Here is a 15,627-nt window from a genome sequence, read left to right on the forward strand (position 1 = left end):
ACGAAATTCGTCGTTCTAATTAACTAAACTCACCGTGCTACCCACCCTTGATGCGTGGACATCTAGGCGAAGCGGCATTTGTTCCTTTAACTCGGAAACATGCGAAATAATACCAATGGTACGCCCAGACTGCTGTAGCTCGATCAATGTTTGAATCGCTAAGTCTAAGGATTCAGGATCTAAGCTACCAAAGCCTTCATCAATAAATAACGTATCTAAGCGTATGCCACCACTGTATGATTGCACAACATCTGATAATCCTAATGCCAGTGATAACGCTGCCATGAAGGACTCACCACCCGATAGCGTTGCGACGTCACGCCACTTACCTGTATACGCATCTTCAACGATCAAATCTAGCCCCGAGCCTGCATTACCTTTACTGCGTACTTCTTTGCGCTTCAAGTCGTAACGACCTTTACTCATTAGCCTTAGACGTTGTGAGGCTTGTATAAGAACATCATCCAGCAATACCCCTAGCACAAAGCGGTGTAAACTCACTTTACTGCCAGTGCGACCGTTGGCGACGTCACTAAGTGTCCCAACCACTTTATACTCTTGCTCAAGTGCATCGTTCTGTGCGTGCAAGGTTGTTAAAATACGTTTTACTTTCAATATATTATCGAGCTGAGACTGAGCGCTTTGGACTTGCTGCAGTGTCAGTTGATAGCCTGCCTCCGCCTGTTTTACTGCGTCGCTAAAGACCATAATATCAAGTCGTTGGTTACCTTGAAGCTCATCTGAAAGCAATGTTAACCGCTCGGTTAGTTGAGTCGTTCGCCGCTCGTAGGCGCGAATGTCGCTCTCTAACTGATCCAAAACAGGCTCTGTCACTAAAGCGTCCAAAAATGCCTGCTCATGCTCAAATTCGCTGCCTTGTAAACTCGCTTGCCATTGTGCTTCACTCACCTTGCACTCTTGTTGCAGCTGGGTACTTTGTGTTGTTAGCGTATCAAAATGCGCCGTATAACGTGTCAGTAAATCTGTCGTTTCCGTGGCTTTAGCGCGAGCGGCCTCCAGCATGGCATCCAATTGGCGTCGTTCAGTCTCCACTGTCTGCTGCCTACCCGTAAGTTCAGCTAAGGTTTTATAGGGAGAGGCATTTTGTGACTCCAATTTTTCCGTCACCGCTTTTAGCCCACCGAGTGTGGTTGTTAGCTGTTCTAATTGCTGAAGTTTTTGCTCAACTTGTGCTTGTGTCTCTGTATAGCGTTTATGTGCTGTCGCGACCTGATCACTGATAGCATCGAGGTTTATCTGACTTAATTGTACGATGTCAGATTCTAACGTGCTGATGTCGTGTGCCAATTGCTGACTCACCGCATCTACCGTCGACAAATCAATAGCAAACCGCACGATCATATCCTGTTGACGCTGCTGCAGTTGAGACAGCTCACTCTCAATACGATTACATTCAATGACCAATGCATCCAGCTGGTTCTTACGCGCTTGCTCTTTCTGACGATAGCCGTCAACCATATCAGCGGTCACTTCATTACCGTTAGGCTCCGCTTGGTTTGGGTGTGTTTCACTACCACATACCGGACACGGCTTGCCGCTTTCCAGCGTCTTTGACAGTAGATAGGCTTGACCTGAATGCCAATCTATTTCTGCCCGAATACGTTGCTGTTCCGCCTTTTTGTGTTCGGCAGTTACTTCTGTGATCTGAGCTTGTATCGCGTGATGTTTGGGAGTCATCTGAGATACTTGTTGAACTAACTGATTAAGCTGCCCGATTGATTGCTGCTTACTTTGTAACGCGTCTAGGGATAAACGCTTTTCGTTTAATGTCGCTAACGATTTTTCAGATAGTATCTGATGCTCTTTAGCTTGCTCATAGCCATTAAGTAAGGTTTGCGACTGCAATTTACCTACGTTAACGTCATCGGTTAATATCGCCAGCGCTTTTGTTGTTCTATCTTGCTCGATACGCTGCTGTTCAAGTTGTTGAACATTAACCATATAACCTTTGAGCTGATACAACTCTTCATCTAGAACCTTACTCAGCAGGTGCTTTTGCTGGCTCTCTTCCAGCGCCTTCTTAGCTAGGACACTCAACTCATTAGCCTGTGCAATTTTCTTGGCTCCAACGTCTAAACGCTGCTCCAGTTCGTTGCTGTCTTTGGCAAGCTTACTTCTTTGTTCAAACACCGCGCGCAATTTTGTTGCGGAATGATACGCCGCGACCTGTTTTCGGTTGAGCACATCAGCCGTTTTATTCTGTTCATGCTCATGAATAGCAAGTTGAACGTCGTCGCGCTCTTTGAACTTACGTTCTTGCGTTGTGGCCAAATCACACTGCTTTCGCTTGTCAGCCAATTGTGCTTCGACGCCGGTCAATTGCACTTTAAGCTCGTTAAGCTGTGGAAGTTGCGCCTGCTCTTGATCAAGTAACTGCTGCTCAGACTCCAACCCTGCGACTTCTAGCGCGCCTTTAATTTGATTGTCGAACTCGTCCTTAGCTTTACGAATACTTGCCGCTTTATCGAAAAGTGTTCGCTCGATATTACTGTATATATGCGTCTGAAATAGTTGACCAAAAATCAGTTCCCGCTCTTTCGAACTTGCCGTCAGCAACTCTCTAAACTTACCTTGTGGCAGCACCATCACTTGACGAAACTGTTTAACATCCAAGCCAACTAACTCGTGAATCGCCGTCGCCACCTGCTTAGGCTTGTTAGCAATCAGGCTTTGATCGGTGAGCTTGGTTAGCACCGCTGAATGTGTGCGTTTTGTCGTTCCCTCGCCTCGCTGTTTAGGCACTTCTTGATCAGGGCTACGCTCAATACAATAAACGTGTCCTGATAGCTCAAACTCGAACACCACAGACGTCAATAATGTCGCTTCCGCGTAATCACAGCGCATTTGATCGCCAGTTCGCTCACTGCCTGTGGTTTCGCCATAGAGTGCGTAGCATATTGCATCTAAGATCGAGCTTTTCCCCGCACCTGTTGGCCCATTAATCAAAAACAACGGTGATGTGCCCAGCAGTGAGAAATCGATCACTTCAGTCTTAGCAAAGGGTCCAAATGCGGAGAGGGTTAATTTAATAGGTTTCAACGTGACTACTCCTTATTACCTTTGGACAACGCGCCAACGATATCAGCGACCATTGATTCTTGCTCAACCGTTAAGACTTCCCCTTGAACGTCATGAAAAAAGTCTTTGAACATGTCGAGTTCAGAATGTGCCAGTCTCGCCTGTGTCATTTCTCTATCCACCCCCACCAACATCCCCGGCTTTTCAAGGTGCAACACATTCGGGTATACCTCCCTCAATTTCGCCATCGGGTCTAAGATGGCGTGCTTATCCATTAAACGTACTAACAAGTAATCCTCGTTATGCTCATCATGTTGCCCAGCCTCGAGTAACTCAGACAAGGTTCCTTCCAAAATACGCATATTATGAGGCGCGGTCAGTGGGATCATGCTCGTCGTAACCTTGCCATCACCATCAAGCTCAACCAATGTCATGCTCTTATTGTGGTACTGCTCTGAAAAGGAGTACTTCATGATAGAACCTGAGTAGCGAATATGCTCAGCACCGCGCTTTTGCGCCTGATGCAAATGCCCCAATGCAACATAGTTAAAATGGCTAAAATGACTAAAACTTACACGGTCAGCACCGCCTATCGACAGGGTTCTTTCTGATTCTGAGGGTTCTGCGCCATCAATAAAACAATGGCTAATGAGAACATTCTGCTTTGATGAGTCCATGACTTCGCTGAGCTGCTGCGCCATGATGCGATGAGCATCATCATGATTACTGACCGTCACATTATAAAAATGACGGACATGCTCGGGGTCGCTATAAGGCATACCGTAAAAGTAGACGTCTGGTTTATCCGTTGACGAGATTACGATTGGCGTGGTCATCTGTTCAAGGCCGCTGATGATATGAAGTCCTGAACGGTCTAGCTGGCGGGCACCAAATCCCAGTCGCTTCGCACCGTCATGATTTCCTGAAATCATAATGACGGGAACCCCAATGTCTTGAATGACCTTGGTTAAGAAATCATCTAACACCTCAATCGCACTAGTCGGAGGGACTGAACGATCATAGATATCGCCAGCAATAACGAGCGCATCGACGTTATGATCTGTTAAATAGTGCTCGATTTGCTGCAGTACGGCGCGCTGATCGTCTAATAATGAGACGTTGTGAAACTGCCTGCCTAAATGCCAGTCTGAGGTATGGATAAATTTCATACGGTTCAATTCGTTACCTTGTTAATACGTTAGCTTGGCTAGTATATAACGTTAATGAACACTTGGCAGCGATAGATTTCGGATGAAAGAATTTGCTGATGGAGAGAGAAACGTGGACTTAGTAACCGATACCGACATCCACGTATAAAAAGGAAAACAAATGGTGAGATATCGGCTTTATTCCGCAGGTTTGTGTGGGAAGATGAGACAAAAACAGGCACCACCTAACTCGCTATCACACACGCTCACTTTTCCATTGTGTCGAAGCATTATGTGTTTCACGATTGCTAACCCCAATCCATAGCCACCCGATGTACGATCACGGGCTTTATCGACCCGATAGAACGGTTCAAACAAGGATGCCCAGTGTTCTTTTGGAACCCCGCACCCATCATCATGAACCTGAATCACTAAGTGTTCTTCGTTACTTTGTACCTTAATAACAATCTTCTCATTGGCATAACGTTTCGCATTACTCAATAAGTTAACGACCATTCTGCACAGAAGAAACGGATCGACATTCGACATATGAGGAACATAATTATCAGGATGACCAACAGGATTATCCAAGCGATTCAAGAGTGAATTGTTATCACTTGAGTCTTTAGCTGAGGTGGTAGCACCACTGCAACTCAGGGCACTATCGATATTGAGAGAAGGATCAACATAGATTGAAAAATCGACGCCTACATCTTTTTTCCATTTGTCTTCATACTCTTGCAACCACGCTGCTACATCGATATTCTCCAAATGAACGACGGCGTCAGGCCTTTCTACCCGAGCATAGTAAAGTAATTCATCGACAAGCGTTTCCATGTCCTCTGTATCTTCAATAATACTCTGCAACTGTTTTTTATGTTCCGGTGAGGCAACTTGATCAAGTAACACTTCACTTTGCCATTGAATGCGAAAAATAGGCGTTCTTAATTCATGTGCTACTGCATTGGTCAGCGCCTTGTTGTTGACCATTAGATTAGCGATTTCATCGGCCATTTTATTGAATTTTCGGTTGAGTTTCCCCAACTTGATCCAGTGCCTTTCTGATGCTCGAGCATCAAAATTACCACTTGCAAACTCAACGGCGGTTTTTTCCAGCACTCGCAAACGTCGGCTAAGAAACCAAATAAAACCGGAACTAAAGGCGACAAAACTGGCAAGGAAAAACAGCCAAACCACTTGATTACCGAATTCTATCGCCTGCAGCAATTCCGACTCAGGGTCGTCATACATTTTAATGTAATCGCTATTGGTATCAAACTTGAGCCAGAGCTGGTCATCGTCATCGAGTAAAAAAGGGGTATTAGGCTGCTCAATGAAGTATTGCGCGATCTCATCGGGAAGTTCAGACTCCGGCATGGTATCGAGTAATCGGTGGGTTTTGGTTGCGAACATTTGCAATAAATCTGTCGCGCGTTCATCACTTTCATTCACCGCGACATGATTCATTATGTCTCTAAACGCTTCAACTCTCAGGTTTGCATCTACGAGGTCAGGGTCGGATTTTCCGTATATTAAATACTCATAACCGACAATACTCGCCCCAAATAGTAAAATGAGCCCAATGAGAGATTCTACAAATATTCGCCACATACTCTGATTGACCCTAACCTAGCCAGCCGTCAGAAACAAACAAGTAACCTTTTCCTCGTACTGTGATGATCCCCTTCGGATTGGTCGCGTCATCAAACAGTTTTTTTCGTAACGTCACAATGCGGTTGTCTATTGTACGGTCGATACCGTCATAATCGATTCCACGTAGCTTTTTAGTTAGGAAGTCACGCGACAAGGTTTCGCCAGGCGACGATGCCAATAACCACAATAGGTCAAATTCACTATCAGTAAGAGATACATCAATGTTTTGATATTTGCAGTTACGGCTTAATTGACTGATGACCAACTGTCCGTACTTCAGTGAATGTCCCGTCTTAACGACCTGTTCATCGGCTGATTTACGTAACAGGTTGCGGATTCTCGCAAGCAAGACGCGAGGTTTAACGGGTTTAGTGACAAAGTCGTTTGCACCCGTTTCTAGCGCGGCCACATGGTCAAAATCGTCATCGCTCGCGGTTAGCATGAGGATTTTTCCGAAATAATTATCTCGTACAGAGCGACAAATCGACAGGCCATCTTGCCCGGGAAGCATTAAATCTAATACGATAAGATCGGGTTCAAACTCATGAATAGCTTTTTCGGCTTTTGCGCCGTCTAACACCGTTTGAACTCGAAAACCTTGAGTTTCAAAGTATTCCGCGAGCATCTGATTTAATTTGACATCATCTTCAACGATTAGCAGCTTTTGACTTTCCATCACCCATCCATCACATCTATACAATCTGCCGCTACCATACAGAGTTTTACATATTTACTCAATCACACCTACATTGTATGACATCAGCATCAAAATAAGACATATTTGTGAATTTACTAGGGCATCCTCAGCATTTACTACCATACTCATAGAAAGTTTAATACCGCTTCAATCGATTTTTCGCCACTTTCTCATAAATCGCCATATGAATACGTTGTCTCCCTCCATTTAATGTAATCCATCGCCACCAAAATCATGACAAACCCATACAAAAAAGCACCTCATAGGAACCCTATGAGGTGCTTTGTAAATCATGATACTAATTGATATTTAGAATCCGTTAGTCGTCATCAAGCGGTATTAACTTAGTACTGCCCCCTTTCACTTTTTCACGACGACGCTGAATCAATGCATAGAAACCAGGTATGAGTAATGTACCTGCAAGTAATACACACAATAGGCCACCCACAAGGGAAATACCTAGTGAGTTCTGGCTGACATGCCCAGCTCCAGATGCAAACACTAAGGGTACAATGCCTAAGATAAATGACCATGACGTCATGTTGACCGCTCGGAAACGTAGCATACCGCCGCGCACGGCAGCGTCACCAATCGGTACGTCTTTATCTTCACGCTCATTCTTCGCAAACTCAACAATAAGAATGGCGTTTTTGGCGGCGAGCGCTATCAACAAGACTAACCCTATCTGAGCGTATAAGTTCAGTGGCGTACCGGTAAGGTTTAACGCCAAAAACGACCCGAGTGTAGCAACCGGCACCACTAAGATGATTGCCAAGGGGATGGACCAACTCTCGTACTGCGCCACCATAAAGAGGTAAATAAAGATCAGCGCTAAGGCAAAGGCATAAATAGCCTGATTCCCCGCTAAAATCTCTTGATAAGCCATACCCGTCCATTCGTACTGGTAACCCATAGGCAATACGTTTGCCGCGACACGCTCCATGGCAGCAAGGGCATCGCCACTCGAGTAACCTGGTGCTGGCTGCCCTTGTATTACCGCACTTCGATACATGTTATAACGCCACGCTACATCAGGCTCAAACACCTGATCGTAAGTCACTAATGTACTTAAAGGGATCATATCACCATTGGCGGATCGAACATGGAACAGTTGCAAATCATCCATGCCACTACGATATTCCGCATCCGCCTGCATCGTCACACGGAAGTTCTTACCAAACATCGTAAAGTCATTGACGTAGAGTGACCCTAAGTTGCCCTGCAAAGTTTGGAATATAGATGATAGCGGTATGCCAAGTTGCTGCGCTTTTTCCCGGTCAATATCCACGTAGTAATGTGGAACGTTGGCTCGGAATGTACTAAACGTATAGGCAATTTCAGGTTGCTTGTTCGCTTCTTGAATCACCTCTTGCATCACATTCGCCAAGTCGGTTCGACTTCGCCCTAACGTATCTTCGAGAACAAATTCAAACCCAGATGCGGCACCCATACCCGGAACCGCGGGTGGTCCCATAGCAAAGACGACGGCGCCTGGAATTTCCTGAGCCGCCATACCGTTGATACGCGCGGCAATGGCGTTGGCAGAATGATCGCCTTCAAAACTATTACGTTCACTCCAGTCTTTTAACTTGATGAACATCGAGGCACCATTAGAGGCAGCAGCGCCAGTCATGAACGCATAACCGTTCGCGACAGTCACACCATCAATGCCTGGCTCTTGCTCAACGAGTGCCATTAAGTTGCTTGTTGTTTCCGTCGTTCGAGACAAAGATGCGGAGTCGGGTAACTGTACGTTAACCAGCAAAATACCTTTATCTTCTTGCGGGACAAACGCCGTTGATGTCGATTTCGCAAAGAAGGTTACCGCCGTTAATGCCACGACAAAAAATGCGATTAGCAATAGCGTTTTCTTAACGAGGAAGCCGGCAATTTGACCATACTTTCTCGTGACACGCTCCAACCCTTTATTAAAGGTTTGGAACCATCGTGCTGTATTGCCCCCGCCTTGCTTCAACACCAAAGAACACAATGCTGGCGACAAGGTTAATGCATTAATTGAGGAAATAATTACTGAGATACAAATGGTCAACGCGAACTGTCGGTACATAATTCCGGTGATGCCGGGTAATAACGTTACCGGAATAAACACCGCCAGAAGTACCAACGTCGAGGTGATGATTGGGCCGGTTACCTCTTTCATCGCCATTAAGGTTGCTTTACGTGGCGACAAAGTCGGATCACGCTTCATGATGGTATCCACGTTTTCAATCACGAGAATCGCATCATCTACCACAATACCAATAGCCAGTATCAAACCAAACAAGGTTACCGTATTGATGGTAAACCCTGTCATGCTCATGATGGCAAAGGTACCAATCAATGATACGGGTATCGCCACAACAGGAATTAACGTCGCACGAGCACTGCCTAAGAATAAATAAGTCACGGCAATAACCAGTAAAATCGCTTCAATGAGCGTTTTCACTACCCCTTTAATCGACTCAGCAACAAAAAGAGTCGTGTCATAGCTGGTTTCGTACGCCATACCATCCGGAAAGTTAACACTTAACTTGTCCAGCATTGCCATAACGGCCTTGCCACTTTCAAGCGCGTTGGCATCAGACTGAAGTGACAATGTCACGATGGAGGCATCTTGACCTCTAAATTCACCCGAACCATCGTAGAATTTTTTACCTAGCTCGACACGAGCTACGTCTTTTAGATAGACCGTAGAGCCATCAATATTGGCGCGCAGTACGACATTTTCGAACTCACTAACACTTTCTAAACGCCCTTTCGTCACTAGGTTAAATTGCACTTCCTGCGGATCTGCGTAAGGCGCAGCACCCACTCGGCCAGCAGCGACCTGCACGTTTTGTTCAGCAAGAGCCGAATACACGTCCGATGTCGTCATCTTTAAATTGGCGAGCTTGTCTGGGTCTAACCAGACTCGCATTGAGTACTCACCGCCGCCAATCACACCCACTTCACTAATGCCCTTAACTCGCGCAAGCTGATCTTTAATATTCAGGTTAACGTAGTTAATTAGGAATTTATCATCATAGGTGCCATCAGGAGAATAGAAGTTCAGTACCATTAGCAAGTCAGGTGAACGCTTCTTCACCGTCACACCAACCATACGCACTTCTTGTGGCAATTTAGATTCAATTTGAGAGACACGGTTCTGCACATTGACTTGTGCCATGTCAGGATCAGTGCCGATATCAAACGTTACGTTTAACGAGTAAGAGCCATCATTCGCACTTTTTGAAGACATATAAATCATGTCTTCAACGCCGTTCACCGAGGTCTCAATGGGATCGGCGATGGCTTCTTCAACTACCTCAGCGCTTGCACCCGTGTAGTACGCGGTGACACTGACCGAAGGAGGGCTAATTTTGGGGTATTCCGCGACAGGAAGAACCATTAAGGAAATGGCACCTGCTAGCGTTAATATAATGGAAATGACCAAAGCGAACTTTGGTCGTTGGATAAAGAAACGACTTAACATCTAGGCACCTTGTTCGGTTGATTCCGGTTGTTCAACTCGTACAGGAACTCCATTCCTTACACGTTGTAGACCTTGCGTGATCACAACATCGTTAGCGCTTAAGCCCACTTTGATGATGATGCCACTGTCTGTTTGAGGACCTAATGCGACATTTCGGCGTTCAGCAACATCGCCTTCCGTAATGACCATAACAAAGTCGCCTTCAAGATCGGTTTGAACCGCACGCCTTGGTACTGTTACGACATCGACTGCTTGCTTCTCCATTAACTCAACGCGAACATGCTGGCCCGGCAGTAAACGCTGCTTAGGATTTTCAACAACAGCACGCATGGCCAATGTGCCAGTGTTAAGATTGATTCGGTTCCCAAGAAAATCCAGTCTTCCTTGATGATCAAACAACTGTCCATCTTCTAAAATGATATTGACCGCAACACCGTTTGATTCATCACTACCATCCCCTTCTATTTCATCCATACCCAACACCAAACGCTCACGCTCACTGATACTAAATGATGCATAAATCGGGTCCATACTGACCAGTGTCGTTAGTACACCAGAAGAAGGCGACAATAAGTCACCGGTACTGACTTTGCTATCCGCAATGCGGCCAGTAAAAGGCGCGCGTACTTCTGTATAAGATAAATTTACCTCTGCCACTTTCAATTGAGCCTTACCCGCAGCAAGTTGCGCGCGAGCACTCATCAACGCGGCAGTCAGTGCATCAAATTCAGCTTGAGAAATATTATTGGATTTAACTAGGTTTTGGCCTCGAGCGAAGTCGAGCTGTGCTTTTTTGAGAGTAGCTTCTGCTTCTGAAACCTGCGCGTTCGCACTGGCGACTTGAGCTTCGAATGATGAAGGCTCAATGGAATACAGCAATTGGCCTTTTTCTACAATTTGTCCTTCATAGAAATGTCTTTCTTTTAGATAGCCAGAAACCTGCGCAGTAATAGCAGTATCTTCAACCGCATCCATACGACCGATATAAGATTTGCTTTGCTGGTGCTGCACGACATTCACCTCTTGCGTTTGTACAAGGGGCAACGGCGCGGCAGATTTATTAGCATTATTATCACCACAACCGGTTAGTAACGCAGTTGTGATTAGGCTTAGAACAAGTATTTTTTTAGGCATTGAAACACCAATTATATTTAAGTTGGAACAGGCCCTGCCAGTATCCAACGAAAAGTCATGCCAATGTCCGAGAATCATCAGCATGTTCAATGAAAGTGTTTCAAAATATAACAGTATGTTTTTAAATGCGTTTCCTATTTTTCCTTAGGGAATGCATTCGAATATATCAACATGAAGTCAGCACGAATTTCTTGCTCTAAATGCGTTGCCAATTCAGTCGGGCAAAATATCATCACATTCACGATTTGCTCACCGGTGGCACCACTAGAAAGATAAACGTGAGGTTCAGATCCTGGCAAATCTACGCCTGCGTGTTTTTCAATCACACCATTGTATCGACGAGCAACGTCAATAAAGCCTTCGCTGTGATTCTCTATTTGAGCGATCAAGTCAGGCACGAGCGGAAACAGATTATCAAAACCCGGTACAACAATAGAAAAGTGATGATAAACATAGCGTTTCATGAAGTTCAGGTTTTTCACCGCGTAAGTGAAGAACATGCTATTAGGAAGCGTAATCGTTTTACCGGTAAAGTGATAATGACCATGATACAGGTCGATTTCCTGAACTACCGTTGCCATGAGGTTATGCTCGATCACTTCCCCGCTGGTCTTACCCACTTCGATCCAATCACCAATTCGGAACGAGCGAGAGCTGGCTCGTTGAATCGAACCCGTAAAACATAAAATAATCTCTTTGGACGCGACCACGATTGCAACAGCAATCGCCGTCACTGACAGTGCGAATTCACTGATCTCTGACTTCCATACAAGAAAGAGTATCAACACAATCAGCGCAAATGACCAGTTTTTGGTACGAGACATCCACTTGCGTTGATCTTCAGAAATAAACGCCACATCGCCGCGGATTGCGCCTAGCGTAATCCGACGAACGATGAGTATAAAGAAGAGAATTAAAGCACTCAGCAGGAGTTTATTTTCGTATAAATACGCGATGACTTTTTCTGTATCTTCCATGTGAGCCTACATCAATTATGGTTTGGCTCAACGATACCGAATTGCGGTCTCTTTCGCAATTTGCACAATCACTTTTACTGCTAATTCCATGCCTTGCACGGTAATAAACTCATGAATACCATGAAAATTGTAACCGCCAGTAAAAATATTCGGACAAGGTAACCCCATGAAAGATAAGCGAGCACCATCCGTCCCACCGCGTATAGGTTTGATATCAGGCTGTACATCACAAGCGATCATCGCTTTTTCAGCAAGCTCAATAATGTGTGGATGAGGCGTGACCATTTCACGCATATTTGAGTAGTTATCCACCAACTGCAAGCGCACTTTCGCGCGCTTACTGCCTAACTCAAACGACGCTACTTTGTCTTCAAGGTACGCTTTTCGCCTTGCCAGTCCATCACTGTCAAAATCACGAAGAATATAGTGCAACGTCGATTTCGCTACGGACATGTCTGCCGAACCTAGATGATAGAAACCTTCGTACCCTTGAGTGGTTTCAGGCGTCTCATCGCTTGGCATCTCAGCATGAAAGCGTGATGCTAGCGTCATGGCATTGACCAACTTCCCTTTCGCGGTTCCCGGATGAACGCTAACACCAGTAAACTCAACTGTCGCCGCAGCGGCGTTAAAGTTCTCAAACTCTAATTCACCGACAGGTCCGCCATCAACCGTGTACGCCCACTGAGCAGAAAACTTTTCAACGTTAAAAAGATTCGCACCACGACCTATTTCTTCATCTGGAGTAAATCCAATCTGAATGTCGCCATGTGGAATATCAGGGTGAGCCAGCAAATATTCTACCGCAGTAATAATTTCCGCTATACCGGCTTTATTGTCAGCCCCGAGCAACGTTGTGCCATCCGTGGTAATAATGTCGTGCCCATGTAAATCATGAAGATCGGGATATTGAATCGGCGATAACACCTCATCTCCTTTTCCCAGCGCAATATCACCACCGATATAGTTTTCAACCATTTGAGGTTTCACATTACGACCTGAGGCGTCAGGCGCCGTATCCATATGGGCAACAAAACCGATCGCTGGGACATCCCCTTCTACGTTAGATGGCAATGTCGCCATGAGGTACCCATTATCATCTAGGCTTACATTCGATAGACCTAAATCAATCAGTTCCTTTTTTAAATGTTCTGCGAAATGCGCTTGCCCTTGAGTACTTGGGCAACAACCTTTAGATGAGTCTGATTGCGTGTCAAATGTGACATATTGAAGAAACCGATCCGTAAGACTTGCCATGTGTTTCACCTAGTTATTATATGTAATCGCGAACCATAATACGGATTAGACGCATCGAGACGTTGAGATAAATCAGATTATATTGCTTCAGTAAAAATGAGTTCATTTAATATCCTCCCCTTTACCTACGCCTTAAATAACTGGATTTGGGTTGATGTTGCTTAAGACTAAACTGACTAAAATCAACAGAATACCTTACCCAAACGCATACTTATCAACGCAAAACCATATCTATGTAAGCGATCATATCTATGTAAGCGACCATATCTATGTAAACGACTAGGGTACGCGCTTAATTTTGATAGAGAGTGACAGAACAATGAACGATATCTATTACGTATTTTCTCCTACATATATAGGGCAAGATCCCTGCACAACAGATGAGGAGTTTGAGACCGAACAAAAAAGACGCGAGCTCATCGCGCAGCGACTAAGAGAAGGCGGCCTGACAGACTGACCTCAGTTACGGTACGACGAACTGCTTTGGCCCTTTCCTAAAAATTTGCTGTGTTCTTCCGATGTACAATGGGTACCAATAAAAAAAATGGGCACCAACGCTTGTTGATGCCCACTTTAGGTATTCGCTTTGCTTATGCTTGTTATCGGTTAAGGCCGATATCTCGCTGCATATGACTAGACAGTTCATTTGAGTAGTAAGTATTTTCTACTTCACCTTTACCGAACATGATATCTAGTAGGTGTGCAATCAATCCTTTGAAGTTAACCGCGTAGGCTTTCTTATCCATAGAGGGTGCTAGAGCGATGGTGTCGATATTCATTGCTTGTGCCATGATTGCCTCTCTTTACAAATTCATTTTTTGTCGTTGTTGGAGCAATAATAGGCAACAAAACGCGTGTAAAGAAATGACAATTTTTTGCAATTCAGATTAGTTATTCTAATGGAACAATGCGTTAACAAGTGCCTTTTTTAACCATTCAAAACTGCTGCATAATTACCCATAAGAAAGCGATTTGGATAAATAATTGCTCACTTACCCAAACCGCTACGTTCAATTGTTAAGCATTCGTTACTTAAAAATATCCCTTTTTTCTTTTAGAATTCAACAGCCTCTCGTGAACTATTCTAATCTAATGCTTTAGGCAAATTACGCTCATGATACAGCGACGCTAATGTGGCCAGTAGCATAGTCACCAGTATAACGCTCAGTGAGACCCATGTTGGTATCGCCCAAGCGCTGCCTACTAATAGCATTTTGATACCTATAAAAATCATAACGAATGACAATGCCGGCTTTAAGTACACAAAACGGTTCATCATACCTTCAAGAACAAAATACAATGAGCGCAGACCTAACAAAGCAAAGACGTTCGCTGCTAGTACCAAAAACGGCTCTCTGGTGACAGCAAAAATTGCAGGGATTGAGTCAAGTGCAAACAACACATCCATAAACGCGATCACACCGATAACAATAAACATTGGTGTAAATACGCGTTTACCATTCTCTATAACCGACAACTTATTCTCACGATAATCATCCGATACGGTAAAAAGCCGTCTGATAATTCGCTCCGGTAAAGGATTAATTTCATCTTCACCGTGATCTCGTGCTAGCTGTATACCCGTCCAAATTAAGAACGCCGCAAATAAGTACATGACCCAGTGGAACTGAGCAAGAAGTTGTGCTCCAACGCCAATCATGATAGCTCGTAAAACCAGTGCCCCTATTACGCCCCATAACAACGCTCTTGGTCGCAAATGCACAGGTACGGTGTATTGGTGGAAAATAATCGCGAATACAAACAAGTTATCGATGCTTAGCGATTTTTCAAGCAAGTACCCAGTTAAGAACGCAACGGTTGCCTTTTCAGCACTGTAATCACTACTTGGTGCGTAAACATCCCAATAGAAATAAATCGATGCCGCAAAAACAAACGCCAGCAGGAACCAAAAACCACTCCAAAGTGCGGCTTTGCGAATGGTAATAAGCCCACCACGGGTTTGGTAAATATCTAACGCAACTAAACCTAACGTTAGTACTAGAAAAGAAAGGTAAACAGATAAGGGCATAAGTCCTCCAGGCAGAAGGACGATGAGTGAGTGCCGACCTTCCGCAAACCAATATACACCCGAGTAAACATACTCACTCGGACTTTGATTGCGTTGGTCTCGTCAAAGCACACAAGGTGCTCTTATTTGCCGGATAAGCATTGGCTTAACGAGATGACGACAAATAATTTAGGTGACTACTCCCCAAAACGAGCGGATTGTATGCCTGAATTTATGGGTTG

10 protein-coding genes are annotated in these 15,627 nt (G+C 44.7%); all 10 read right to left on the bottom strand.

Going from position 1 to position 15,627, the window contains the following annotated elements:
* Positions 1 to 15: 15 nt before the first annotated feature.
* The 10 genes from MD535_RS06315 to MD535_RS06360 all read right to left on the bottom strand — a co-directional run bounded on the left by MD535_RS06315 (position 16) and on the right by MD535_RS06360 (position 15,406).
* Positions 16 to 3,060 (bottom strand): AAA family ATPase, encoded by a 3,045-nt coding sequence (locus tag MD535_RS06315; RefSeq protein ID WP_265674029.1) that lies wholly within the window; start codon positions 3,058 to 3,060, stop codon positions 16 to 18.
* Positions 3,061 to 3,065: 5 nt separating this feature from the next.
* A complete protein-coding gene (locus tag MD535_RS06320; protein WP_265674068.1) occupies positions 3,066 to 4,208 on the bottom strand; it encodes an exonuclease SbcCD subunit D in 1,143 nt (380 codons plus the stop codon).
* Between the two features lie 177 nt (positions 4,209 to 4,385).
* Positions 4,386 to 5,798: an ATP-binding protein gene (locus tag MD535_RS06325; RefSeq protein WP_265674030.1), complete on the bottom strand. Its 1,413-nt coding sequence runs from the start codon at positions 5,796 to 5,798 to the stop codon at positions 4,386 to 4,388.
* A gap of 13 nt (positions 5,799 to 5,811) precedes the next feature.
* Positions 5,812 to 6,516, bottom strand: a complete 705-nt coding sequence (locus tag MD535_RS06330; RefSeq protein ID WP_265674031.1) for a response regulator transcription factor — start codon at positions 6,514 to 6,516, stop codon at positions 5,812 to 5,814.
* A gap of 340 nt (positions 6,517 to 6,856) precedes the next feature.
* Positions 6,857 to 10,009, bottom strand: a complete 3,153-nt coding sequence (locus MD535_RS06335) for an efflux RND transporter permease subunit (protein ID WP_265674032.1) — start codon at positions 10,007 to 10,009, stop codon at positions 6,857 to 6,859.
* Positions 10,010 to 11,143: an efflux RND transporter periplasmic adaptor subunit gene (locus MD535_RS06340; RefSeq protein WP_265674033.1), complete on the bottom strand. Its 1,134-nt coding sequence runs from the start codon at positions 11,141 to 11,143 to the stop codon at positions 10,010 to 10,012.
* A 134-nt stretch (positions 11,144 to 11,277) separates the two neighbouring features.
* Entirely contained in the window at positions 11,278 to 12,120 is an 843-nt protein-coding gene (locus tag MD535_RS06345) for a mechanosensitive ion channel family protein (protein ID WP_265674034.1), read from the bottom strand.
* 27 nt (positions 12,121 to 12,147) lie between these two features.
* Entirely contained in the window at positions 12,148 to 13,377 is a 1,230-nt protein-coding gene (gene pepT, locus MD535_RS06350) for a peptidase T (RefSeq protein ID WP_265674035.1), read from the bottom strand.
* A gap of 599 nt (positions 13,378 to 13,976) precedes the next feature.
* Positions 13,977 to 14,168 (bottom strand): hypothetical protein, encoded by a 192-nt coding sequence (locus tag MD535_RS06355; RefSeq protein ID WP_265674036.1) that lies wholly within the window; start codon positions 14,166 to 14,168, stop codon positions 13,977 to 13,979.
* Between the two features lie 293 nt (positions 14,169 to 14,461).
* Positions 14,462 to 15,406 carry a TerC/Alx family metal homeostasis membrane protein gene (locus MD535_RS06360; protein WP_265674037.1) on the bottom strand — a complete coding sequence of 315 codons (945 nt, stop codon included), beginning with the start codon at positions 15,404 to 15,406 and terminating at the stop codon, positions 14,462 to 14,464.
* Positions 15,407 to 15,627 lie beyond the last annotated feature (221 nt).

The sequence above is a fragment of the Vibrio qingdaonensis genome, from assembly GCF_026191675.1.
In the GTDB taxonomy this organism is placed as follows: domain Bacteria; phylum Pseudomonadota; class Gammaproteobacteria; order Enterobacterales; family Vibrionaceae; genus Vibrio; species Vibrio qingdaonensis.

Coding starts and splice junctions, on each gene's coding strand:
- MD535_RS06320 (WP_265674068.1), bottom strand. CDS start 4,208: ATGAAATTTATCCATACCTCAGACTGGCATTTAGGCAGGCAGTTTCAC.
- MD535_RS06325 (WP_265674030.1), bottom strand. CDS start 5,798: ATGTGGCGAATATTTGTAGAATCTCTCATTGGGCTCATTTTACTATTT.
- pepT (WP_265674035.1), bottom strand. CDS start 13,377: ATGGCAAGTCTTACGGATCGGTTTCTTCAATATGTCACATTTGACACG.
- MD535_RS06335 (WP_265674032.1), bottom strand. CDS start 10,009: ATGTTAAGTCGTTTCTTTATCCAACGACCAAAGTTCGCTTTGGTCATT.
- MD535_RS06360 (WP_265674037.1), bottom strand. CDS start 15,406: ATGCCCTTATCTGTTTACCTTTCTTTTCTAGTACTAACGTTAGGTTTA.
- MD535_RS06330 (WP_265674031.1), bottom strand. CDS start 6,516: ATGGAAAGTCAAAAGCTGCTAATCGTTGAAGATGATGTCAAATTAAAT.
- MD535_RS06345 (WP_265674034.1), bottom strand. CDS start 12,120: ATGGAAGATACAGAAAAAGTCATCGCGTATTTATACGAAAATAAACTC.
- MD535_RS06355 (WP_265674036.1), bottom strand. CDS start 14,168: ATGGCACAAGCAATGAATATCGACACCATCGCTCTAGCACCCTCTATG.
- MD535_RS06340 (WP_265674033.1), bottom strand. CDS start 11,143: ATGCCTAAAAAAATACTTGTTCTAAGCCTAATCACAACTGCGTTACTA.